20 protein-coding genes and 1 pseudogene are annotated in these 23253 nt (G+C 49.5%); 8 read left to right on the forward strand and 13 right to left on the reverse strand.

Annotated elements, in window-relative coordinates:
• Positions 1-3 precede the first annotated feature (3 nt).
• Complete coding sequence (locus tag KNV97_RS12125; protein ID WP_218563226.1) at positions 4-1398, reverse strand: coniferyl aldehyde dehydrogenase; 1395 nt, start codon at positions 1396-1398, stop codon at positions 4-6.
• 265 nt (positions 1399-1663) lie between these two features.
• Here KNV97_RS12125 and KNV97_RS12130 point away from each other — a divergent pair, with 265 nt between their 5' ends.
• Complete coding sequence (locus KNV97_RS12130) at positions 1664-2590, forward strand: SDR family oxidoreductase (protein ID WP_218563227.1); 927 nt, start codon at positions 1664-1666, stop codon at positions 2588-2590.
• Between the two features lie 46 nt (positions 2591-2636).
• Here the strand turns inward: KNV97_RS12130 and KNV97_RS12135 are convergent, their stop codons facing one another.
• The 6 genes from KNV97_RS12135 to KNV97_RS12160 form a co-directional block, all read right to left on the reverse strand.
• Positions 2637-3629, reverse strand: a complete 993-nt coding sequence (locus KNV97_RS12135; RefSeq protein ID WP_218563228.1) for an acetoacetate decarboxylase family protein — start codon at positions 3627-3629, stop codon at positions 2637-2639.
• Between the two features lie 187 nt (positions 3630-3816).
• Positions 3817-4509, reverse strand: coding sequence for a D-allulose 6-phosphate 3-epimerase (gene alsE / locus KNV97_RS12140; RefSeq protein WP_256612958.1), 693 nt, complete (start codon positions 4507-4509; stop codon positions 3817-3819).
• Positions 4510-4627: 118 nt separating this feature from the next.
• Positions 4628-5734, reverse strand: coding sequence for a PTS fructose transporter subunit IIC (locus KNV97_RS12145; RefSeq protein WP_218563229.1), 1107 nt, complete (start codon positions 5732-5734; stop codon positions 4628-4630).
• Between the two features lie 43 nt (positions 5735-5777).
• Positions 5778-6092, reverse strand: a complete 315-nt coding sequence (locus KNV97_RS12150; protein WP_240798148.1) for a PTS fructose transporter subunit IIB — start codon at positions 6090-6092, stop codon at positions 5778-5780.
• Between the two features lie 64 nt (positions 6093-6156).
• Positions 6157-6621, reverse strand: coding sequence for a PTS sugar transporter subunit IIA (locus KNV97_RS12155; RefSeq protein ID WP_136484076.1), 465 nt, complete (start codon positions 6619-6621; stop codon positions 6157-6159).
• Positions 6622-6644: 23 nt separating this feature from the next.
• A complete protein-coding gene (locus KNV97_RS12160) occupies positions 6645-8210 on the reverse strand; it encodes a BglG family transcription antiterminator (protein ID WP_136484077.1) in 1566 nt (521 codons plus the stop codon).
• Between the two features lie 600 nt (positions 8211-8810).
• Between KNV97_RS12160 and KNV97_RS12170 the strand changes: the two genes are divergently transcribed.
• Together KNV97_RS12170 and KNV97_RS12175 are read left to right on the forward strand one after the other, a co-directional pair.
• Positions 8811-9782, forward strand: coding sequence for a ParB/Srx family N-terminal domain-containing protein (locus KNV97_RS12170; RefSeq protein WP_136484084.1), 972 nt, complete (start codon positions 8811-8813; stop codon positions 9780-9782).
• A 392-nt stretch (positions 9783-10174) separates the two neighbouring features.
• Positions 10175-11278 carry a phosphoribosylaminoimidazolesuccinocarboxamide synthase gene (locus KNV97_RS12175; RefSeq protein WP_136484085.1) on the forward strand — a complete coding sequence of 368 codons (1104 nt, stop codon included), beginning with the start codon at positions 10175-10177 and terminating at the stop codon, positions 11276-11278.
• Positions 11279-11371: 93 nt separating this feature from the next.
• Here KNV97_RS12175 and KNV97_RS12180 read toward each other — a convergent pair whose 3' ends face one another.
• Positions 11372-11749 carry a transporter gene (locus KNV97_RS12180; RefSeq protein ID WP_136484086.1) on the reverse strand — a complete coding sequence of 126 codons (378 nt, stop codon included), beginning with the start codon at positions 11747-11749 and terminating at the stop codon, positions 11372-11374.
• 207 nt (positions 11750-11956) lie between these two features.
• Positions 11957-14305: a helicase-related protein gene (locus tag KNV97_RS12185; RefSeq protein WP_136484087.1), complete on the reverse strand. Its 2349-nt coding sequence runs from the start codon at positions 14303-14305 to the stop codon at positions 11957-11959.
• A 219-nt stretch (positions 14306-14524) separates the two neighbouring features.
• On the opposite strand from KNV97_RS12185, the gene KNV97_RS12190 reads away from it, so the two are divergent.
• From KNV97_RS12190 to KNV97_RS12205, 4 genes and pseudogenes are all read left to right on the forward strand, one after another.
• A complete protein-coding gene (locus KNV97_RS12190) occupies positions 14525-16213 on the forward strand; it encodes an NAD-dependent malic enzyme (protein ID WP_136484088.1) in 1689 nt (562 codons plus the stop codon).
• 137 nt (positions 16214-16350) lie between these two features.
• Positions 16351-16674: a DUF3392 domain-containing protein gene (locus KNV97_RS12195; RefSeq protein ID WP_168796980.1), complete on the forward strand. Its 324-nt coding sequence runs from the start codon at positions 16351-16353 to the stop codon at positions 16672-16674.
• Complete coding sequence (locus KNV97_RS12200; protein ID WP_168796981.1) at positions 16647-17486, forward strand: SanA/YdcF family protein; 840 nt, start codon at positions 16647-16649, stop codon at positions 17484-17486. Before KNV97_RS12195 ends, KNV97_RS12200 begins: the two co-directional genes overlap by 28 nt.
• Before the next feature lie 123 nt (positions 17487-17609).
• Positions 17610-18441, forward strand: a pseudogene (locus tag KNV97_RS12205) (DUF2797 domain-containing protein).
• A 91-nt stretch (positions 18442-18532) separates the two neighbouring features.
• Here KNV97_RS12205 and KNV97_RS12210 read toward each other — a convergent pair.
• The 4 genes from KNV97_RS12210 to KNV97_RS12225 form a co-directional block, all read right to left on the reverse strand.
• A complete protein-coding gene (locus KNV97_RS12210) occupies positions 18533-19186 on the reverse strand; it encodes a 2OG-Fe dioxygenase family protein (protein ID WP_136484392.1) in 654 nt (217 codons plus the stop codon).
• Positions 19187-19717: 531 nt separating this feature from the next.
• Complete coding sequence (locus KNV97_RS12215) at positions 19718-20911, reverse strand: sugar efflux transporter (RefSeq protein ID WP_136484091.1); 1194 nt, start codon at positions 20909-20911, stop codon at positions 19718-19720.
• Positions 20912-21045: 134 nt separating this feature from the next.
• A complete protein-coding gene (locus KNV97_RS12220) occupies positions 21046-21447 on the reverse strand; it encodes an ACT domain-containing protein (RefSeq protein ID WP_136484092.1) in 402 nt (133 codons plus the stop codon).
• Between the two features lie 38 nt (positions 21448-21485).
• Positions 21486-21827 carry a DUF4144 family protein gene (locus KNV97_RS12225; protein ID WP_136484093.1) on the reverse strand — a complete coding sequence of 114 codons (342 nt, stop codon included), beginning with the start codon at positions 21825-21827 and terminating at the stop codon, positions 21486-21488.
• Between the two features lie 375 nt (positions 21828-22202).
• Between KNV97_RS12225 and trxB the strand changes: the two genes are divergently transcribed.
• Positions 22203-23162 carry a thioredoxin-disulfide reductase gene (trxB, locus tag KNV97_RS12230; protein WP_136484094.1) on the forward strand — a complete coding sequence of 320 codons (960 nt, stop codon included), beginning with the start codon at positions 22203-22205 and terminating at the stop codon, positions 23160-23162.
• Positions 23163-23253: the final 91 nt, after the last annotated feature.

Below are 23253 nucleotides of genomic sequence, written 5' to 3' on the forward strand. Positions count from 1 at the left end.
TGTTTATCGTCTAAACATGTACGCGAGCGTCATATCCGCCAATTTGCCGAATGGTGCTCTGAGCATCGCGGGTAAACTGTATCGCCCCTGAACAAACGTGCCTTTGGCGTGGCTCATCGCTCTGAAACCTTCAATACCATGATACGCCCCCATGCCACTTGCCCCGACGCCGCCAAATGGTAAGTCATCCTGGGCTACATGCAGTACAGTCGTATTAATGCCCACATTGCCTGACGTGGTGCGTCGCAGCACTGTGTCACACTCGTTATCCCTGTTGCCAAAGTAATACAGTGCCAGCGGTCTTGGCCGGGCATTAACAAATTGAATCACTTCATCAAGGTTGCGATAAGTTTTGATCGGCAGCAAGGGGCCAAAGATTTCTTGCTGCATGATATCGAGTTCGTCACTGACCCCGGTGACTATGGTCGGTGCAATGGTGCGCAGGCGACGCGCCGCAGACTCCGGTTGGCGTCCAACTTCCGTCACCGTTGCACCGTGCCCCCTGGCCTGCTCAAGCAAGCCCATTAATCGCTGATAGTGACGTTCATTGATAATCGAGGTGTAATCCCGGCTAAGCGGGCCATCAGGATAGGATCGCGCAACGGATGCTGAGTACTGTTTGATAAACTCGGCTAAGTCATCTTCATGTATCAAGGCATAATCGGGGGCGACACAAGTTTGCCCGCCGTTGGCGAGTTTACCAAACACAATGCGATCAACATTCTGCTGATTAACATGACCCTTACTGATGATCACCGGACTTTTGCCTCCCAGCTCCAGAGTGACCGGGACAAGGTTATCACTGGCCGCTCTCATAATGTGATGGCCGACCTGGGTACTGCCAGTAAAGAGCAGGTGGTCAAAGGCCAAATGACTGAATTCAGCACCGACTTCCGGCCCGCCCTGCACTACCGTCACCTCCTCGGGAGAAAATACCGACGCCAGCATTTTGCTCAATACTTCGCTGGTCACCGGGGTCAGTTCTGATGGTTTGACCATGACCCGATTACCCGCAGCCAATGCGGTCGCTAACGGGATTAAGGTCAGAAGTACAGGATAGTTCCATGGTGCTATAATACCGATCACGCCCAGCGGTTGATACTCGACATACGCTTGACCGGATTTGGATGTCCAGTGGACATGGCGACGCTCGGATTTCATAAATCGCGGTAGACGGCGTGACAGATAATCAATCGACTGCAGCACAACACTGAGCTCAAAAATGTCGGTTTCGTATCGGGAACGATGACCAAAGTCCTGATTAATGGCGTCTTTCAGTTCCGTTTTGAAAGCAAGAATCGCAGCGCGCAACACCGCGAGTTTTTCTCTTCTTTGTCCAACACCCGGTATTTCGCTGGCTAAAAAGGCATCTCTCTGCCTCGTTAACAAATCAGCCATGGTTCTCTTGTGTTCAGCAGTGGTAGAGCTTGTCATAAATTACCTCAATGGTTCACCATCACCCGGCGTGACGTCGAAATATTGCTCGATATGCGCTCGATAAAGATTGACACACCCGTGATGTCGCCTGTTCGAATGCCTGAGACTAAGCTTAAACTTCACTTTAATGTCAATGCCTAAAAACAAATCAAATTTCGCATTGACCTTAAACTAAGCTTTAATCTTACGATGCTGACTAAAGAATGCACATCAGGAGAAATCATCTATGCAAACCATTTTGGGAGCAAACGGGCAGATTGGTCGGGAACTGGCACTCAGCTTAAAACGCGACTACACCAGCCACATCCGCTTAGTCAGCCGACGTCCGCAGAAAGTGAACGAAAGCGATGAACTGGTTCAGGCCGATCTGCTCGATGCACAGCAAACCAGCGATGCGGTTAAAGGCTCAGAGATTGTCTATCTGACTGCCGGGTTACCTATGGATACTCAGTTATGGATAGAGCAATGGCCGGTTCTGATGAGTAATGTTATTGCAGCATGCCAAACTCACAACGCAAAACTGGTTTACTTTGATAATACTTATATGTATCCACAAACCCGTACTCCACAGGCCGAAGATGCACCGTTTGTACCGAATGGCGGTAAAGGCAAAGTACGCGCTCAGATCACGACGATGCTACTGGACGCTATGCAACGTGGGTCGATCAACGCTGTCATTTGCCGCGCCCCCGAGTTTTACGGACCGGGCAAAACGCAGAGTATCACGAACTCAACCGTGATTGATGCGCTGTCAGCGGGCAAGCCGGCCAAAGTATTTGTACGTGACGATGTCAAACGCAGCCTGATTTTCACGCCGGACGCCAGCCGGGCGATGGCGCTGATCGGGAATACGCCTGACGCTTACGGTCAGACCTGGCATTTACCTTGTGACGATAATCGGCTCACCTATCGTCAGTTCGTCGAACTGGCGGCCGGCATTTTCAACGTGCAACCGAAGTACCGGGTGCTGAAACGCTGGCAGTTATGGCTGGCGGGTAAATTCAACCCCACGGTCAGAGACGCGGCAGAACTGCTGCCTCGTTATCAGACGGATAACATTTTTGTGTCGGATAAGTTCAAACGCCGCTTCCCGGACTTTGCAGTCACGACGTTTACCCAGGGGTTAAACATCATCAGGGATGAACGACAATAATCTTAGCCACAAGCCAGCCGTCGGGCTGGCTTATTTGACTCATTCATCATTGCTCGGAAAGTAATACGGACAGTGGCTGCGGCACATAAAGAGCACTTTGAAAATCAGCAACATACTCATATTTGAGCATCGCCCCGAGGTCTAATGACCGGATAAAATCAGACAAATACCCGTCCCCCAGCGTCAGGCGAACGTTGGCTTCATCAGTGGATGTAGCGTAACTCATCAGGCGCGATTTAGCATACCCATAAGTGAGCTCATCGTTATGATTCAGATTGGTAAAACTATTGGTCACGATCTCGCCGTCAGTCGATAAATCGGTCAGCTTATCCGCACTGAAAATCAAATCCGGCTGGCCCGTTTTTTCATCGGCAACCGTGTAGGTGACGGTTGTCTCATCACTGTCAAAGTCTATCGCGGTTAACCATTTAGGTAAGTTGTAACCGACAACACCACGCACTCGGGCCAGCTCGGTATCGACCGGGAGTTTAAGCACATAGCCCCAATAATCGCCTGACATCGCCTGCCCGATAAGGCTTAACGGCCCCCAGTTACCGTTGCCGGGCTGATTGGTGACCACGGATAATGCAATTTCGTTATATTGATCGTTATCACAATAGTGATAGGCATAGGCGGTCAATACCACAAGTCCGCGCCCGGGCCAGATTTTCAGTGGCTGAACCTGAGCGGCGACCTTATCCGGGATAAGCGCGGCTAACTTGTCAGCATCCGCGGTAAATACCACGCTGATACGTTCATTCTTATAGTAGAAATTGGGTGAGTAGGAAGGAAAACCAATATCAACCTGAGTTTTATCTAAGGTTTTAAACCAGCTCAGATCCAGTTCTGGTTTTGATTCAGCAATCACACTTAACGGTGGGTTGGAGCGATAACGGTCATACAGCCCACCCGCTTCCACCGGCACGGAATAACCGGCGATATCAATATCTGTCATCACGGTGTGCTCGTCTGCGTGGGCGACTAATGACAAACTACTGCTGGTAAGTGCGATGGCGCTGGTCAGGTATTTTAATTTCATCTCGATTTCCTTAGTTGCATACTCATAATCGTTCGCCTCCAACGACGACAGAAATGAATACAGTCAGTGGTTATGCAAACTCTAAGGTTGAATCGAGGTTTAAGGTCAATAGCAATAACAGCATTAAAAGGAGAGCACCTCCTGATGATCTCCTTGGTTAGAGAAAGTAACGGAATGGTTTGGTCAATCAGGCAAATTTTTGGCCGGTTTCCTGTTCAAACTCCGTTACCATCATCTCCCACGAGCTGTGGATATTATCAGCGAGGTTAAACAGCCCGCTGCGGCCAATTACGTAGATGTCTGGTTTGGCATCGTGAATCACTTTCCAGTGCTTCTTATTGGTCGACCCATCCATTTCAATCCGATACTGGTAACCATGCTCTTCACGCAGTTGTCGCAGTTCGGTAATTTTATCCAGCATATTGACCAGGAAGCGCTGACCGGCAAAGCCAGGATCGACCGTCATTACCGTTACTTTGTCCAGCAGATCGATGTATGGCAGGATCTCGCTCACCGGCGTTTCCGGGTTCAATACGATACCCGCTTTCAGTCCCGCATCATGGATTTGGTCAATCAGCCTGAAAGCGATGCCATTGACACGTTCTGCCGGCATACAAATGACCTCACATCGAATATCAATCAGTTGCTGCACCCAGAATGACGGATCCGTCACCATCAAATGGGCTGACATTTCTTTGTTGGTCAGCTTGCGGGTTTGTTCAATAAACCACGGCGATAAGCTCAGATTAGGCACAAAATGGCCATCCATAATATCAATATGGAATGAATCGACATGGTCGTTTAAAAAAGTAATCTGCTCTTTGAACTGATCCAGGTCCATCGTCATTAACGATGGCGAAATATTAATATGTTCACTCATGGTTATATAATCCGTTCGTTAGAGAAAAGATAATCTATTTTTTCAGGGTGCAGAGACCCATCAGCCAAAACTTTAATTAAGGCTGTTAAATTAACTGGATTGGAAATTTAAAATATATTTAGCTGATTTTTATATCGTCTAGGTCGATATCTTCCTCTTCATCATCATTATTTATAACAACATCACGAGGAACATCTTTCTTGATTACCGCATAAACCGTGGCGGTAACAAGTATATTGACGACCAGAGCCATAATACCGGCCATTGGATTAGACATAGTCGGAATCATAAAAATGCCGCCGAAAGGTACTGTTGCGTCCGCACCGTAAACCATCGTCACTGCACCACCACAAGCGCCGCCGATGGCCGCCGCAGAGATACCGCGTACAATATCATTCATCACGATCGGTATAGACCCTTCAACAATGTTCACCACCCCCATAGGAACAGCCGATTTTAAAGTTTCGATTTCTTCATTGTTATAAATGTTCTTGCGCAGAAGTTTACTAATGAAGTATGCCAGTCCGAAGCCGATAGGTGTGGCCGTATTGACTAACTGCAGTGCAGTAATCGGCTCGTTGATGCCCTGCGCCTGAAGCGTCAGTACAAAGGCAAAACAGGTTTTATTGATCGGTCCGCCGAAATCCAGGATACACAGAGCACCAATCACTGCGCCCAATACCAGATTGGATGATGTCCCCATGCTTCTCAGGAAACCGGTCAGAGTATCGGTGAAGATGCCAATTGGAGTCCCGACGATATAGACCATAATTAAGCCACTGATCACCGAGGCAAAAAACGGCACAATCAGTGTCGGCATTAATCCTCTGGCCCAGCTCGGCACTTTGACATTTTTAATGATACCCAGCGCGATATAACCGGCAATATAACCACCCAGAATCCCGCCAATAAAACCAGCAGAAATGGTGTTTGCCGCTAGGCCGACCACAAAACCTGGTGCGATGCCGGGTTTACCCGCAATCGAGCCGGCAATACCACAGGCAATCACAACGGGTAACAGTCCGAGCGCTTTGGCCCCCATGGTCGCCATTGACGTCCACAAGTCAAACTCACCCAGTACCAAGGCGTCCTGAGGCTTGCCTCCCATCGCCATGCCGATGGCAATAATAAAGCCGGCACCACAGACAATCGGAATCAAAAACGAGATAGCGGTCAGCAGATGACCTTTAGGGTTAGCTGCTCTCCAGATGTCCTTTATACTCATAGATAAAACCCTCTGTTTGTTATTGTAATTCGTCTGGCTGAAATTACTCCGTCACTAACTGCTGGAGTTTTTCGATAAGCTTGTTAGGCGATTTAATAGCGACTTCTGTGGACACTTTAACGACTTTTTTTCCGGCAAATCGTTCTTCACCGGTGACATTAACATCGGCGGCTAACAGCACAATATCCGCTTGGGCAATATCTTCATCGGTCAATTTATTTTCGATACCGATCGTCCCCTGAGTTTCAATTTTTACGTTATTTCCCGCTTTTTTAGCGGCTAATTCAATTTTCTTTTGCGCAATATACGTGTGAGCAATACCGACAGTGCATGCGGTAATTCCTACAATATTCATCATTAACCTCGACAAGTTTATTTTTGGTTTAAACTACTAACGGATAGTTGAAAATAAATGAAAACCGTTATTCCGTTACCGTTTCCGGATTAAACAGCTCAACGATTTTTTGCGGATCTTGTTCTTGCAGCAACTGCTCGATGATCTCTTCATCTGCCAATGCGCTTGAAACTTGCGATAACAGACGAATATGCGTGGTATTCTGGTCAACCATGCGAACAGCAAACAAGATAATGCAGCGAATGTCACTGCCATCCATGGTTTCCCAAGGGATGTCGTTCTGGGTGCGGCCAATCGCCAACGTAGTCTGGCGTACCGCCTCAGATTTACCATGTGGAATCGCAATGTGGTTTTCAAAACCAGTTGAGCCTTGTTCCTCACGCAGCCATACATCGCGGACAAAATGCTCTTTATCAATCACAGCCCCATCGTCAACCAATAAATCGGTCAGTTCTTCAATCGCTTCTTTTTTAGTTGTAGCCACCATGTTTAATTTGATGTGCTTTACGCTGAGTACTTTTGAAATGTCCATAAATCACCTTCGATATCCTGGGATTAAGATTGAGTAACGTTGTATACATCGCTTGCGAGATGTAGCTTTTCTGTTATGAGTTTTTCTGTAATTCGCTGCAGATCTGCATCGTTGAGAAACGCGGTGACATACACCACCGGAGTGTCAATTTCTGCCACATGAACCGTTGAGATAATCAGATCAGGCGCGAGTTTCTGATTGACGCTTTGTAAGTGGCTCGATGGCACCGTCGCCACGATTTCCCAATCGGGAAATGCCCGTACAATGCGGCTTTTGAGCAGGTGTGACGTCCCTACCCCGGTTGAACACACCAGTAATACGCGCTTGTGCGTGATCTGGCGTTCAATGGCAGCCTGAAAATGGACCGCCAGATAACCGACTTCATCATCAGAAACGGCCGCTGATATATCAGTGGTAAACACATCATTCACCGCAATACGAGTCAAATGATAGACATCCGCCAGCTCATTTTTAATTTCATCTAGCAGTGGATTACGAATAATAATTTGATAATGAAGACGGTTTATCAGCGGACGTATATGCACTTCCATGCCATCCAATAACTGTTTATCTGCAGCCAGATCAATATTAATCAGCTGCGAGAATCGTGTGACCAGTTGTAGGGAAATATCCCGTGCCTGATAACTGCATAATTCAGTATGCAATACACTGTTGTTTTGATTTTCAGACACCAATATTCCTGATGAAATAATGTACTGGTAAATAAACCACACCTCATTTTCCGGTAAAGATAAATCGATGTGCTGCTCGATTTTATCCACCATTTTACCCGCCACCCTGAATGCTGAATCCTTAGGATGCTGGCGCGCTTCATAGCATGGATTTCCCAGCAAATTCCCCTTGATACGCCGGTGCATCATGATCAATATATGGGTGAAAATATTGATGTAGTAAGGTTCACCTAACGGATAGGCAAGATCTTCTTCCATGTCCTGTAGCAGAGCCTGAACAAACCCCACCTCGCCTTCGCCAAAATAGTGAACCAAGGCTTTATAGCTGCCCGGGTCAAGTCTTGAATGGTTCACCAAACCGGGATCCTGATGGTTGATTAGCCCGTTAATCAATGCCGCCATGGCCTGACGCACACTGTTCTCATCACCTTGAATTCGAGTGCCGCTTTGGCTGCGAATCAGTTCAAGCCCAAGTGGTGTGATCCAGTCTTCGATAACCTTTAAATCATTGACGATTGACGCATTGCTGATGTGGTGGCGCTCGGAAAGCTTGTTAATTGACGTTTCTTTAGGGGTTTCACTCAATAACCATGAGGCAATTTTTATCCGCCGCGCATGGCCCAGAACACCGTCGGAATCTTCATTGTCATCACTCAGTTGCAACTCCAGTTGCAACAGGTCGGCGGTACTCTCAGCCACCAGCAAAACACCAGCACCTACTTTTTTATCGATTTGCACGTTCAAATCAGCCAGGTAGGCCGTAATAATATTCAGGTCACGCTGGATAGTTTTTGTCGACACACCAAGTTGTTCTGCCAGATTGAATAAAGTGACGTATTCCCGATGTTGTAGCAGGAATCGTAATAATCGATGTTGTCGAGAGGTAATCATTTTCATTTTTTACCTTGAGTTACAGATCAAATTAGTAAGTGTGACTATTTTTAGTATTTATTTTTATCTGAGTGTTTATGCATCCTATGATGTTCAATCTAATGAGAATGTTCTAACACCACAATACTAAATAGTGTCCATAAGACGGGACAAAGGACAAACACGCAAGCATTGAATCAAGATAACGAATGAGGCGGAAGAAAAAGTATAAAGAGGAGGGAAACTGGCTTAAGAAGCACGTATTTTAAGACAATTCTATTTAACAAGATAAATAGATCACAAATTTAAAAGTTTATTAACTGAGCCATTTAAAACAGATCAGAGGGAAATAGCGGTTATCAACCTGAGCCAGCCCCAGATCGCGGGCAAACTGCTCCGCCCCATCACCGCGCCTTTAACCGCGTTAAACCAGATGCAATCTTCTAACCGGTTAACCGCCGCCTGAACGACATCAAGCGCATCCTTACATCAAAGAGTTTTTTGATACCGCAAAATTGATTTCGCACCTTGATACACTCTCAGCACTCAATGAAATAATCCCGACACTTTACTGCAATAGACTCTCATTAATTTATTCGTTTACTTTCCAGAAAAACCGAGAACCCTATGAATCACAAAGTCATTGTTACCGCCCTTGGTGCCTTGAGCCTGTTCATCCTGCCGGCACACGCCAGCAATGTAAGCGAAGGCAATGTAAGCGAAGGCGATGTCATCAGCGTCACTTTACACCAATTGAAACCCACGCAACCTTCCGTCGGGTACGATCAAATCATGTATAAACTTGGCCGCTACCAGTTTGACCGGGAGAAAATGTTTGATGAGATCTGTGAAGCCAATGGTCAGAAAGGGGTAAAAAGCATTCAAGACAATGCCCAACCGAATGTACCTGCCACGTTCAAGTGCGAGTCAGAAGTCGGAACCCGTAAAAAAGACATGAAGACCATAGTGATTGCCCCAAATGGCGAATACTTTTTAACGGACGGCCACCACACCTTCAACGTCTTTTACCAGATGCCTCAGGGCGGCCCTGATTTCAATATCCATGTCACGGTAGATAAAGATTACCGTGATTTAAAAAACATGGATGAGTTCTGGAAGGCGATGGTAAAGGATGGCAACACCTGGCTATTTGACCAAAACGATCAGGCCATCACTTATCAGCAGCTCCCTACATCCCTTGGACTGAGTAACTTTGCCAATGATCCGTATCGTTCACTGATGTACTTTACCCGGGATATCAGCTGGGATAAGCCACCGCAACCTGTGCCATTTTTGGAGTTTTACTGGTCTAAACAACTACGCAAAGAGGTCAATACCGCCGCCTTCGATTTAAACTCAACGGACGGTTACGCCAAAGCAGTCACCCGTGTGAGCGAACAGATACTGACGATGAAAAGCAGCAATGTGGGTGGATCTAACCGCAGCGTGAAAGAGATGGGACAGTTTGACCAGTTCAGCCAAAAAGGCTTCGATAAACTGTTCAAAAAAGGCGGCAAAATCGACTACATGCTGCGCTATAAAAACGCTTTAGGCTCAAATACCCACAGCAAAGAGTTAGCGGAAACCGCGGCCCATTAGGCTGTAAACGGGCCTGGCTTATAGGCTTGGTTCACTCCCCCCTCAATACCAACCTATGTCTTGGTATTGAGGGGGAACAGCAGAAAAGGCGCACGATGGCAGGTGTTGTGGGTGAACGCTGGGTTAAAGCAGCACATACCATTCAGCTGAGCTGAGATAAATGGTAAAACCGGAGCGGCGATGCGATACAAATTCAATCTCCCCGCTCGGCTGAACCCAGAATCACCGCATAATATAAACACTATCCTCGGCAAATCAGGCAAACGTTTGCTTTTTCTCTGGCGACAGAAAATAGTTCTGGTATGATGCGCTCAGTATTCGATATCTCATCCCGTTTTTACGCTACGGATATCTTCTCTCAACGACGTTTGAAACAAGATAGGAATGTCTAAATGAGCCTTGCTGACCAAGTTCTTGCCGTCAATGACGACCTCCCGATCCGCACCAACCAGCCGGTACACAGTGGTAAAGTCCGCTCTGTTTACTGGTTAACCGAACAAGACAGCCGTCGCCTGATCAAAGAGAAAGGCTACAACGTGGCTGAAGATGCGCCGCTGGCGATCATGGTCATCAGTGATCGTATCTCAGCGTTTGACTGTATCTGGCATGCCGAAGGTGGTGTGCAGGGCGTTCCGGGCAAAGGCGCGGCGCTGAACGCAATCTCTAATCACTGGTTTAAACTGTTTAAAGACAACGGCCTGGCTGACAGCCACATTCTTGATATTCCTCATCCGTTTGTCTGGATCGTACAAAAAGCCAAACCTATCAAGATTGAAGCGATTTGCCGTCAGTACATCACAGGTTCCATGTGGCGTGCTTATTCCAAGGGCGAACGTGAGTTCTGTGGTATTGAACTGCCGGAAGGTCTGGAAAAAGATAAAGCACTGCCAGAACTGCTGATGACTCCGTCGACCAAAGGCATTCTGAAAGGCATTCCGGGCGTGCCGGAAGCGGACGATGTCAACATCACCCGTAAGAACATTGAAGACAACTTTGCGGCATTCAACTTCAGCAAAGCGTCAGACATCGCGCTGTACGAAAAACTGCTGAAAGAAGGTTTCGGCGTGATCAGCAATGCGCTGCAGGCGATCGACCAGATTTTTGTCGATACCAAATTTGAATTTGGTTACGTCAACGATGCCAACGGCGTTGAAAAACTGATCTACATGGACGAAGTGGGCACGCCTGATTCATCACGTATCTGGGATGCGAAAGAGTATCAGGCCGGTAACATCGTCGAAAACTCGAAAGAAGGTTTCCGTCAGTTCCTGCTCAACTATTTCCCGGATCCGGATATCCTGCTGAACAAAGAGCGTATGCCGGAGCGAGAAGCACTGGCGCGTGATAACGCTCTGCCGCTGGAAGCACTGATGGATATCTCACGCACCTACCTTGGTATTGCCGAGAAGATTGTCGGTCATAAGATTGAGCTGAGCAGCAATCCGAAACAGGAAATCATCGACGTACTGAACAAAGAGTACGGCCTTATCGACTGAGTGCTGAGCAGCGTCAGGTGAAAGATAAAAAACGGGGCCGATCATCGGCCCCGTTTTGTTTTACCCGTTGGCACTGAAAGCCTTCATCGTCACTTAAAGCGTAATAATGAACTCTTCCGGTGCGGTGGCTTTGATTTCAGCCTCGCCGCGCGCCTGGATGGCATTAATCTGCTCCGGTTCGAGCGAATAAGGCATCACTAATTTCAGTTCCTGAATCCCTTCCAGCTTGGCCAGTTTGACCAGAGTGACCAGATTGGATTCATCACTGCGACGGCTCGATAAGCGCTGCAGTGCCATTTCCCATAATCGCTCTTCATGGCTTTTGCCATCTCTGACCGTATCGTGCCATACGGTTCCGAATACAGGGGCGAATGAAACCAGGGCATCGGAAAACGTCCATTTTTTCGTGCAGGATGTGCCCAGGAAACTGGTGTAATCAAACACGACAGAGATTCGATTTGTGTTCGCCATTCTGTCCTCCGGCAGCTTTGGTTTCTCTTAACATCATCATATGCCGGATTTCTTATATAGCAATGCGATATATAAAAACGTTCTTTTATGCATCGTCTTCAACACTTAGTGCTATATAAAAATCAAAATGGTAACAATATTTGATCAAAGACAATAAACTCTCACTCCGCTTGGTTAATATTTCAGGCCGCTAACAAAATGGGGCGCTCAGACGATATCCACAATGCGGCTTGCTTTCTTAAACTGTACCTTGTAACCGGGCCACCGTGGCAGTTCCCAGCGTTTGGGCAGGGTTTTACGTAACCCGTTTTTGTATACCACATGGATAAGCTTACGTTTAATGTAATACTCCACGGTGAGATTCAAATCACCCAACTGAAGTTCAAACGGGTACGATTGTGCGAACTCATCCAGCTCCCAGTACGGTATGCCTTCAAACGGCAAATCGTCGGCCTCAAATAGTGCCAAATCGTCCGCGCTTTCCACACCAAGCGTTTCCAGTTGCTGTGCAAACCACTGTTCGAAGGTAAGATCATGATGCTGACTGGTGTTGGGATCCAGGCCGAGTTCGACATAGAGTTTCCACCAGGAAATCTGCTGCTGGCGCAAAGTAGCGAAACCGGGCAGGCACTCACCGGCCACCACCGCATCAACCAGAGGTTTGAGGGCCAGCTCACCGCTCGCTTCGACCATGCGGCTGGCGACCACGCGTCCGGCATAAACCAGGTTGAGCACAGTCTTTAACTGATGCTGTTCCTGCACGGTATCGGCCTGCTGCCACTCCCCCAGCTTAAGCTCTTCAATCACGGTAAAGGAAAGCGGCATCATCACGGTGGCGAGAGTCAGCGTCTGTTTTACCCCACGCCCGGGCAGGCTGTGCTGATCGAGCACCAGAGCCGCCTGTGCGCTGGCAGGCAGGCGACTGTGACGGCCGCACATCACTTCCATCCGGCCATTTGCCAACGCTTCGGTGCGGCGTTCGCGGCGCACAAACAGCAGCTCCGGATGCAAAGCGGCAATCGCACGCGCCAGATCGGGCTGTTGATAGCGGGAAGCGACGTCTAAGTCCGGTAGCTGGTAGATATCGCGCATCTGCTGCGCCAGTCCGCGCGCTTCGCGCAGCGCTTCTGCATCCGGGTTGACGCCGGCAAATGACGCACCACGCACCAATTGGATCAGTAGATGAGCGTCGCAGCCCAGCGGTTCATCCCGCGCCAGTTGCTCTAGCTGCTCTTCACTGCCTGATAGCGTATACAAGCTGGCCGGTACCGCTAATGCCGCCGTCAGGTCAACCATGGCTTCTTTGAGTGCCTTGGGTGCAATACGCGCCACCAGGTCGGCATATAAGGCATCGACCGGCAACGGAGCCAGCTGACGGCCATGTTCGGTAATCTTGCCCTCATCATCAAGCGCTCCCATGCCGGTGAGCCTGTCGCGCGCCTGAAGCAAGGTTTTATCCGGCAGAGTTTCGAGAAACTCAATCTGGTCCAGCTGTACACCACAACTGGCAGCGGCCAGCATCGCTTCGGTCAGGTCTTCGCGCTGCAATTGTGGCGGCGTCACCGCATCCAGAGCCGCGTGCTGGCCGTATAAACGAATCGCCCGCCCCTGCATCACACGTCCGGCACGTCCGGCGCGCTGCTTGGCGCTGGCCTCGGAGATGGATTTGAGCACCAGCGCTGTGCGGCCATTACGTTGTTCATTGCGCCGCTCCAGTCCGCTGTCAATCACACAAGCAATATTGGGGATAGTGAGGGAGGTTTCTGCCACGTTGGTGGCCAGCACCACCTTCTGACGCGATTGCGGATTAAGCGCCAAGTGACGCTCACTATCGCTGACCGAGGCATGCAGAGGCACCACCAGCAGATCATTGTGGCTGCCAAGCAACTGCTGGCACTGCTGAATCTCTTTTCGCCCCGGCAGAAATACCAGAATATCCGCGTCCGTCTGCTGCAAGGCGGCCAGCACTTCCTGTTTAACCCGAATAGCGAGATCCCGGCTGTCCGGCAGTTGGCGGCTCTCTGTAGCGCGGTATTCAATATTGACGTCATACACTCGCCCGCTGGCCTGCAGCCGCTCGGCAGCCAGATAGGATGTAAGACGCTGTGCTTGCAGGGTCGCTGAAGTAATGACCAGGCGATGAGACGCGCTTTGCTTGAGCAGCGCAACCAGTAAGTCCGTATCCCAGCGCCGTTCGTGAAACTCATCCACCATAATGGTCTCAAAGCGGACCAGCCGATCTTGTGCAAACCAACGCAGCGCGACACCCGGCGTTACAAACACGACCGACGAGGCGTCACTAAAACGGTTTTCCAGTTTGATCGCGTAACCAATCGACGCTCCGACTTTCTCCTCGCGTTGCCCGGCGAGAAATTCAGCCAGCGATGTACAGGCGATGCGGCGCGGCTCGATGACCAGTACCCGGCCTTTTTCTGCCGCCCAAACAGGCAAACGGGTTGATTTACCTGAGCCAGTTTCCGCTTCAACCACCAAATCGTGATCGTTGAGCTGAGTCAGAAAAGTGGCTTTTAGCGTATCTATTGGTAATGAGTGCATAGTTAAACAAAAAACGTGAGTGAATAAGGATACTTATCAGATTGAATATGGCCTGCACCACATCAAAGCAGTGTTAACTGGCTATTTCTGACCTGTAATGAAAATATTGCTTATTTTTAGCAGAATAATCGCCTGATGGAGGCCGGTTGTCTATTTACAAGGTGCTGGCTAAGCCGTTATCATTTTTAAGTTTCCCGTTCATCCCTACAAAGGTCGAAAATGAATAACGACAAACGTCCGCTATATATCCCTTATGCCGGCCCAGCTCTTATGGGTACCCCTCTTTTAAACAAAGGCAGTGCATTTTCCGCTGAAGAGCGCGCCTCATTTAACCTTGAAGGGCTTCTGCCTGAAGCCACGGAAACAATACAGGAACAAGTCGTTCGTGCCTACCAGCAATATCGCAGCTTTGAAAGCGATATGGACAAGCACATCTACCTGCGCAACATCCAGGATACAAACGAAACCTTATTCTACCGTCTGGTACAAAACCACATCACAGAGATGATGCCGATCATCTACACACCGACCGTTGGTGCTGCATGTGAAAACTTCTCTAACATTTACCGCCGTGGCCGTGGCCTGTTCATCTCTTACGCCAACCGTGACCGTATCGATGATCTGCTGAACAACGCAGCCAACCACAACGTCAAAGTGATCGTTGTGACCGACGGCGAACGTATTCTTGGTCTGGGTGACCAGGGGATCGGCGGTATGGGTATTCCAATCGGTAAACTGTCGCTGTACACCGCGTGTGGCGGCATCAGCCCGGCTTACACTCTGCCTATCGTGCTCGATGTCGGTACTAACAACCCGCAACGTCTGGCTGACCCTATGTACATGGGCTGGCGTCATCCGCGTATTACCGGCGCTGAATACGATGCGTTCGTGGAAGATTTCATCCAGGCAGTGCAACACCGCTGGCCGGAAGCACTGATCCAGTTCGAAGATTTCGCACAGAAAAACGCGATGCCGCTGCTGGAGCGCTACAAGAACCGCATCTGTTGTTTCAACGATGACATTCAGGGCACTGCGGCCGTCACGGTAGGTTCTCTGCTGGCTGCATGTCGCGCGGCAGGCAGCAAACTGTCTGAGCAGCGTATCACCTTCCTGGGCGCTGGCTCGGCTGGTTGTGGTATTGCTGAAGCGATTATCGCGCAAATGGTCTCAGAAGGTATTTCAGACGAGCAGGCACGCTCTCAGGTTTACATGGTTGATCGTTGGGGTCTGCTGGAAGAGGGCATGATTAACCTGCTCGACTTCCAACAACGTCTGGTACAGAAGAAAGCCAACATCGCCGAGTGGACCACTGAAGGCAGCGGTTACTCACTGCTGGACGTCGTCCGTCAAGCAAAACCAACGGTTCTGATTGGTGTATCCGGTGCGCCTGGCCTGTTCAGTGAAGATGTGATTAAAGAGATGCATCAGCACTGCCCGCGCCCGATTATCTTCCCGCTGTCTAACCCGACCAGCCGTGTTGAAGCGACACCAAGCGACATCATTCGCTGGACCAATGGTGAAGCGCTGGTTGCGACCGGCAGCCCGTTCGATCCTGTGATCAACGAAGGTAAGACTTACCCTATCGCTCAATGTAACAACAGCTACATCTTCCCGGGTATCGGCCTGGGCGTACTGGCGGTTGGCGCAAAGCGTGTTACCGACGAAATGCTGATGGAATCAAGCCGTGCTCTGGCACTGTGTTCTCCGCTGGCGATTAATGGTCACGGCCCGCTGTTGCCGCCTCTGGAATCTATCCATTCGGTATCGAAGAAGATTGCTTTTGCGGTTGCGAAGAAAGCCATTGAGCAAGGTGTTGCGCTGGAAATCACAGATGAAGCACTGGAAGTAGCCATTGACCAGCACTTCTGGCAACCTGTTTACCGTCGCTATAAGCGTACATCGTTCTAATCAGAACGCTGACAGCACCCTAATCTCTCATGCTGACTGAGCATGGTTAAGTCGCGGCACTGTGAATTGCATCCTTTTGCATACCATAGTGCCGCGATTTTGTTCCGTCACAGGGATCATTAAAGACAGATACGGATATGATGAGTTTTTTCGCCCCGGCCGGGCATTACATCGCGCCCTACCTCAGTGAAATTTCTACCGCACTGATCGCCTGCTTGCTGGTGATGTGTGGCGGTGAAATCAACGCCCTGCTGCGCCGTCTGCTGCGCAACCAGCACTTTATCGTGCGTACCGTAATTTTTATTATGATTAACGCGTTTGGTTATGGATTAATCATAATTAAAGCAAGCCCTTACCTGACTCGGACACTTTCTGATTTAGAGCAAGGCATGATGTTTGCCATTATTTTCATCAGCTTTGTTGTAATTGGCCTATGGGCACAAAGAAACCGTCAAATTTAAACCCCAGAGTCATCCTGACTCGCTGCACAACCCTGCTGCGTCGCATGCGGTGGCGTGTGTGGCTGCGCCGCGCCCTGCTCAGCCTGCTGGCCGGTGTTGTATTAATCTTCTCAATTGACCGTTGGGTGAGTTGGCAAGCCAGCGATAAAATCATTAATGATATTACCCAGGTTCCTAAGTTTCAGGTAGCGGTGGTGCTCGGCACCAGCAAGTACCTGGGACGCACGCTTAACGATTACTACACGCACCGCATTAGCGCTGCGATTGAGCTTTACCAGCAGGGCAAAGTGAACGGCTTTCTGCTCAGCGGTGACAATGCTCATCGCTCGTATAATGAGCCGTGGACTATGAAGCGCGATCTGCTCAAAGCCGGCGTACCGGATCAGCAGATTTATCTCGATTACGCCGGGTTCCGTACTCTCGACTCGATCGTACGCGCCAAACGGATTTTCGATACTGATGATTTTCTGATCATCACCCAGCGTTTCCACTGCGAACGGGCACTGTTTATTGCCGAGCACCATGACATTCATGCCAAGTGTCTTGCCGTCGCCGGCCCGTCGAATCACTCTGGCTTCCAGGTGCGTCTGCGCGAAGTGTTTGCCCGCACCAAGGCGTTTTTTGATCTGTATATCTTCGATACCCAGCCAAAATTCCTCGGCCCGAAAGAGCCGATCGAGATACAGGATCCCGCGCAGCCGCCGCAAACCACAGTTTCAGCTGCAGAAACCAGCGCGGACTCCGCCGCGGACGGTGCGGCTCAGTCCGCGACAGATACCGTTCCCTCATCAGCCACAGACAGCGCGCGATAGCAGACACACTGCCGCCTACCCGCTGTTTTCTGATAAACTATCCTAAGAGCTGGGCGCCGCAGGCCGATGCTGACCTTAGCGAGCGCTCAGCCAATAATAAATACATCAACCAAGAGTAATGTCATGTCACTAATCGCAACCGGCGTACTGGATAAAATGCGCGCCGATTTAGATGGAGTTGTCTCGTACCGACTGCCAGTCGGTGATGCCGAAGTCGATCTTAACCCTTTGATCGGCCACACCATCACTTTGCAACACACCGGCAATATCTACTGCTGTTCATGCGGGAAAAAAAACCAAAAAGAGTTACTCGCAGGGTCACTGCTTTGTGTGCATGAAAAAGCTGGCCAGCTGCGACATGTGTATCATGAAGCCTGAAACCTGCCACTTTGACCAGGGCACCTGCCGCGAACCGGACTGGGCACTGAGCCATTGTATGGTTGACCATTACGTCTACCTCTCGAACACCTCAAGCCTGAAGGTCGGCATCACCCGCCATACCCAGATCCCGACGCGCTGGATTGACCAAGGGGCCACACAGGGCCTGCCGCTGTATAAAGTTAAAACCCGTCAGATTTCCGGCTTGTTGGAAGTAGAACTGGCGCAGCACATCGCCGACAAAACCAACTGGCGTACCCTGCTGAAAGGCGATGGTGAACCACTGCCGCTGGAAGAGCGCGCAGCCGAGCTGAAACCTTTGCTGGCAGATAAAATCGCCGAGCTGAAACAGCGCTTTGGTGATGATGCGATTGTCGAAGTGAGTGATGCGCCAACTGAACTGGCTTATCCGGTTGAAGCGCACCCGACCAAGATCACCTCGCACAATTTTGACAAAGAGCCGCTGGTCAGCGGCGTGCTGCAAGGCATCAAAGGACAATACCTGATCCTCGATACCGGCGTGATTAACATTCGCAAATTCACCTCATACGAAGTCGAAGTGAGCAGCGACGTCTGACTGAGCTATTGAGCCAATGACAAGGTGAGCTGTCGAGTAATCAGCAAGGGCCCGCGAACGGGCCCTTGTTATTCGTCCCGATCCCCACAGTTCATGAACGTAGCGCGCATCGCCCCTGCTTTGCCGTCAGCACGAACAAATCCATGTGGCCGCGGTTGTCATTACAGGCTCGAATCGGCTGAGCATTGTGCCACAACTGGTTATCCGCCAGCATCGCAATTTCACCATTGCTCAACACTTTACGGAAGAAAGGCTCTTCATCACAATTCTGGTACAGCAGAATATCTCCGCCCTCGATGTTATGACGATCGATAGCCACAATAGCGATATGATCGAACCCGTCCTGATGGACACCTTCAGGCGCTACTTGCGTTTCCTGGTACACGGTCGCGATGCGAATCTGATGAATCTCAATCTCCTGACCATCCGGTAAACCATTGGCCGCCACAAACAGTGCACACATTTCCCGCATGCCCTCACTGTCTAATGTAGCCGCAAGAACTGGTTCAAACTGACGGGCGATATTGCCTTGAAAGTGATTAAATTTGTCGGTCTGCATGAACTCATTTTTACCAGTATCAACCACCTGACCAGCGATAAAATTGATCACTGAGTAACGGCGCAGACGGTACTGTCCGTCCGCATGAGCGGTATGAGGCAAATCGACAAAAGAGGGAGCCAGCTGGCTCACTGAGTTAAGACTTAATTTGGTTATATGTAGCGTATTCTGGTGAGAATGTAACATCATCGACTCCATGAGGAATATACATTGATCAGCGAGTGAATTAACAAATATTTCACAACCAAGAATACGCAATCATGTCGTAAGATCAACTTTAAACAATAAATAAAACCAATATATTAAATAAATTAACATTATTACCTAATATACAAGGAAATATTAGCATTTAGGACCAATTTAGCGGTATCGATAGCTAAGAAAGCAAAGCTTTTCACCAATAAAATAATAAATCAATATTAATCAGTAATATAAATAAGATCAGACTTTATTAACCAATATTATTCCGTTTACGACTTTCGATTAGCACTGCAGAATTAAATTCTGCACAAATCGCAATATAACCACACATCATCAGATCAATCAGAATAAAACACTGTTTGGGGCTCGGCGCAGCCGCTTCGGGATACGCGCTCCGGGGTAAGCACAGCGACTCGGAGGATAAACGCAACCGCCGGGATGACCAGGGATAAAAAAGCCCGGCACAACCGGCCGGGCTTGAGGTCACCCGCTTCTCAACCGGGCGATCGACAAAATTTACTCGGTCTGCGTTTGCGCTTGCTCGCCGCCGACCCGCTTCTCAAACCCGCTCATCACCACAAAGGCCAGCACGATACTCAGCAGGCAAAGCAAAAATGGCGCTTTGAAACCAAAATACTGCGACACCAGCCCCATACAGCTCGTCCCCAGCATGGTACCGACTAACATCGCGTTGGTGTAAAACGCCGATGCTTTACCGATATTTTTGCCGGCATAGTCCTGCATCAACGTCACGCCGAGACCGGCAAAAATACCGAAAAACAGGCCGTTTAGCAGTTGCAGTGCCAAAATAGTCCAGACCGAGGAGCTAAAATAAACCGAGACATAATAGACCATGGCGCACACAAAGGCGGCCTTCATAATCCATAATTTACCTACTTTCACGGCCCATCCGGCCACCAGCAGCATGACCGGGATTTCCACTGCCGCGGCCGCTCCCATCAACCAGCCCGGATAAGCCGTCGACAAGCCAAGATCTTTGGTAAGATACAACGGCATAGTGTTGATATAAGCGCTGTTGGCCATGTTGGCCAGTAACATCACCGCGCCCAACATCCAGACCTCATAACCCAGCCGGCTGTCAGCGACAGCACCCGTTTTGCTCTGTTGCTGATGATCCTCTTGCTCTGGCTTGGGCTGCTGCAAAACCAAAGTCACCCATATCATCACCAGTACCGCGATCAGCGCAGAAGTGCGAAAGTTGGCGGCAAAACCAAGCTGGTCGACTGAGAGAAATGCCAATGGCGGGCCAAACACCCACAACATGGAAACCGATGAACGCATTTGTGAGTTGAGCTTAGTGCTGTTTTTACCACTCGCGTCAGCGTAATGACGAATGATGGTCAGGATCAACGGAATCGATGACGAGGCGAACGGCATCAGCAAACACCCGACCAGTAACGCCTGCCAGAATTCGCTGGCCACAGAAAACCCTAACGCCGCAGCCACAATCCCCGTCAGAGAGATCAGCAGCAACCGTTTACCCGGAACCCCTTTGTCAATCAGCCCGGTCATTTTCTGACTGACCAGTACCGTCATTAAAGCCGTCAGCGTAGTATAAATACCAATATACGCAGGCTCGGTGTGCAGCCCACTGACCAGAAACAGACTCATGACCGGTAACACCAGCGCGAACGCCAGCGCTGTAATGCCATTGGTTAAAAACAGCACCACGGTTTGGTTTTTTAACAACTGAGTATCCTTTGCGCTTAGCTGCGCGGTTAATGACGCCAACCGAGATGGTTCGCGCTTTATTAGTCAGGCAGTAAATTGGGGGGCAGACGGTAAATTATGTGTCGAACGGTAAACCATGCTCGGTTGAGCATTTACCTCTCTGATGACAAAGCCTGCAATGCCGCTAAAGCCTGCCCGGCCTGATGCGCCGGAACAAAAATATGGTCATGATAATAGGCCGCAATGATATTGGCACTGATCCCGCGCTGCGCCAGACAAGATGCCACCGCCGCGGTTAACCCGACCGCTTCCAGGCTGGAATGAACCGAGAGTGAAATCTGACGAAAGCAGCTTTCCACCGGCCAACCCTGTTGCTCAGCCTGCGCTTTACTGACCAGCAGCGTCAGACCTTCCCTTTCACGAATCATCGCCACAGGCTCCAAGCCGACATAATCTGCCATTTGACCCGCCACTGTACAGAAGACCATCTCACCGTTTAATAGTTCAGGTTGCATACTACGCAGCAGTTCATCGAGTGCGGTGATACCGGTCATATTAGGTTCCTGTCTGGTCAGTACGGCTCTGTCGCTATTCAGAATGCCATCGCTTTAACGGCTTGCTCGACGGTAGGGAAATAAATTTTGGTCACACATACCTGAGCAGCAGCAAACTCATGAGCCTGAATTAACTGACACACTTGTTCCGCACCATAGCGCTTACCGGTCGGGCGCAATTCAATGTCTTGTGCGCTGTTCGCGCAACTCACAATGGCCGCACAACTCACAATGGCAAAGCTCTGACCACAACAATCAATCACATGATCGCCCTCACCGACGATCATGTCTGCACATTCTTCAATAAATTGCTGCTCGGAGGCGAGATAAAGCAGTTCATCATCACCGTCTAGTTTGAGCAGCGCAGGCCATTTTATCATGGGTACACTCCGCTTAGCATCAGCGCCAAACATACGCCTGATTACAACAGCTGTGCAAGTAATAACTCAACCTCCGTGCGTTACTGACAACAGCAACGATGAAAACCAAGGACTTACCACGCGCCGCAGTTCACCATCGATAACGTTGACTGGCAACAAATCCAGCGTAGGTTAACAATTACTCACTAAAATGCAGAACCGGACCACTTGGGCAAAAAAACGACAACCCTATTGAATTTAAACATATTTTGCTAAGCATCAAGTTCTATCTAATAACGATTAATTACAGTTACGATGCCCCTTTATGCTTTTATTACCGTCCCAGATTTCCTACAATCGTTGCAATTTACTGAGCACTTCTAAAGTGGAGCAATCATGAGCGACGTGAAACATTGCAAACTTCTTATTCTGGGTTCGGGCCCTGCAGGCTACACGGCAGCCGTGTACGCAGCGCGCGCTAACCTTAACCCTGTTCTGGTAACAGGTATGCAGCAAGGTGGTCAGTTGACCACAACGACTGAAGTCGAAAACTGGCCGGGCGATGCAGAAGGCCTGACCGGCCCTGCTCTGATGGACCGTATGAAAGAACACGCCGAACGTTTTGAAACTGAAATCGTGTTTGACCACATCAACCAGGTTGATTTTTCACAGCGCCCTTTCCGCCTTAAAGGCGACAGCAGCGAATACACTTGTGATGCACTGATCATCTCGACCGGCGCATCAGCCAAGTACCTGGGTCTGGAATCAGAGCAAGCTTTCCAGGGCCGCGGCGTCTCTGCGTGTGCAACCTGTGACGGTTTCTTTTACCGTAACCAGAAAGTTGCCGTAGTCGGCGGCGGTAACACAGCAGTAGAAGAAGCGCTTTACCTGTCGAACATCGCCAGCGAAGTGCACCTGATTCACCGCCGTGACACGTTCCGCGCGGAAAAAATCCTGATTAACCGTCTGATGGATAAAGTGGAAAGCGGCAACATCGTGCTGCACACCAACCGTACTCTGGAAGAAGTGCTGGGCGACGACATGGGTGTCACCGGTGTGCGCCTGAAAGACACTCAGTCAGAACAGACGGAAGAATTTGATGTTATGGGTACCTTCATCGCCATCGGCCACCAGCCAAATACGGCGATTTTCGAAGGTCAGCTGGAAATGAAAGACGGCTACATCGTGGTTAAATCGGGTCTGGAAGGCAACGCAACCCAAACCAGCATCGAAGGTGTGTTTGCCGCGGGCGACGTGATGGATCACAACTACCGTCAGGCGATTACTTCAGCCGGAACCGGTTGTATGGCTGCACTGGATGCAGAGCGTTTCCTGGACGGTTTGAACGACAAATAATTACAAGATTATTTTTCAGTTTTGACAAGTTAGCAGCAAACCCGGTGGTATATCCACCGGGTTTTCTTTTGTATACTAGCCCACTTTCAAA

Source organism: Vibrio ostreae, assembly GCF_019226825.1.
GTDB classification, from domain to species: Bacteria; Pseudomonadota; Gammaproteobacteria; order Enterobacterales; family Vibrionaceae; genus Vibrio; species Vibrio ostreae.

Excerpts from the sequence above, each read along its gene's own strand:
- KNV97_RS12190 (WP_136484088.1), top strand. The coding sequence starts at position 14,525 with ATGAATAACGACAAACGTCCGCTATATATCCCTTATGCCGGCCCAGCT.
- KNV97_RS12185 (WP_136484087.1), bottom strand. The coding sequence starts at position 14,305 with ATGCACTCATTACCAATAGATACGCTAAAAGCCACTTTTCTGACTCAG.
- KNV97_RS12135 (WP_218563228.1), bottom strand. The coding sequence starts at position 3,629 with ATGAAATTAAAATACCTGACCAGCGCCATCGCACTTACCAGCAGTAGT.
- KNV97_RS12220 (WP_136484092.1), bottom strand. The coding sequence starts at position 21,447 with ATGACCGGTATCACCGCACTCGATGAACTGCTGCGTAGTATGCAACCT.
- KNV97_RS12200 (WP_168796981.1), top strand. The coding sequence starts at position 16,647 with ATGGGCACAAAGAAACCGTCAAATTTAAACCCCAGAGTCATCCTGACT.
- KNV97_RS12160 (WP_136484077.1), bottom strand. The coding sequence starts at position 8,210 with ATGAAAATGATTACCTCTCGACAACATCGATTATTACGATTCCTGCTA.
- KNV97_RS12170 (WP_136484084.1), top strand. The coding sequence starts at position 8,811 with ATGAATCACAAAGTCATTGTTACCGCCCTTGGTGCCTTGAGCCTGTTC.
- trxB (WP_136484094.1), top strand. The coding sequence starts at position 22,203 with ATGAGCGACGTGAAACATTGCAAACTTCTTATTCTGGGTTCGGGCCCT.
- KNV97_RS12155 (WP_136484076.1), bottom strand. The coding sequence starts at position 6,621 with ATGGACATTTCAAAAGTACTCAGCGTAAAGCACATCAAATTAAACATG.
- KNV97_RS12180 (WP_136484086.1), bottom strand. The coding sequence starts at position 11,749 with ATGGCGAACACAAATCGAATCTCTGTCGTGTTTGATTACACCAGTTTC.
- KNV97_RS12130 (WP_218563227.1), top strand. The coding sequence starts at position 1,664 with ATGCAAACCATTTTGGGAGCAAACGGGCAGATTGGTCGGGAACTGGCA.
- KNV97_RS12150 (WP_240798148.1), bottom strand. The coding sequence starts at position 6,092 with ATGATGAATATTGTAGGAATTACCGCATGCACTGTCGGTATTGCTCAC.
- KNV97_RS12225 (WP_136484093.1), bottom strand. The coding sequence starts at position 21,827 with ATGATAAAATGGCCTGCGCTGCTCAAACTAGACGGTGATGATGAACTG.
- alsE (WP_256612958.1), bottom strand. The coding sequence starts at position 4,509 with ATGAGTGAACATATTAATATTTCGCCATCGTTAATGACGATGGACCTG.
- KNV97_RS12125 (WP_218563226.1), bottom strand. The coding sequence starts at position 1,398 with ATGGCTGATTTGTTAACGAGGCAGAGAGATGCCTTTTTAGCCAGCGAA.
- KNV97_RS12210 (WP_136484392.1), bottom strand. The coding sequence starts at position 19,186 with ATGTTACATTCTCACCAGAATACGCTACATATAACCAAATTAAGTCTT.
- KNV97_RS12195 (WP_168796980.1), top strand. The coding sequence starts at position 16,351 with ATGATGAGTTTTTTCGCCCCGGCCGGGCATTACATCGCGCCCTACCTC.
- KNV97_RS12145 (WP_218563229.1), bottom strand. The coding sequence starts at position 5,734 with ATGAGTATAAAGGACATCTGGAGAGCAGCTAACCCTAAAGGTCATCTG.
- KNV97_RS12175 (WP_136484085.1), top strand. The coding sequence starts at position 10,175 with ATGAGCCTTGCTGACCAAGTTCTTGCCGTCAATGACGACCTCCCGATC.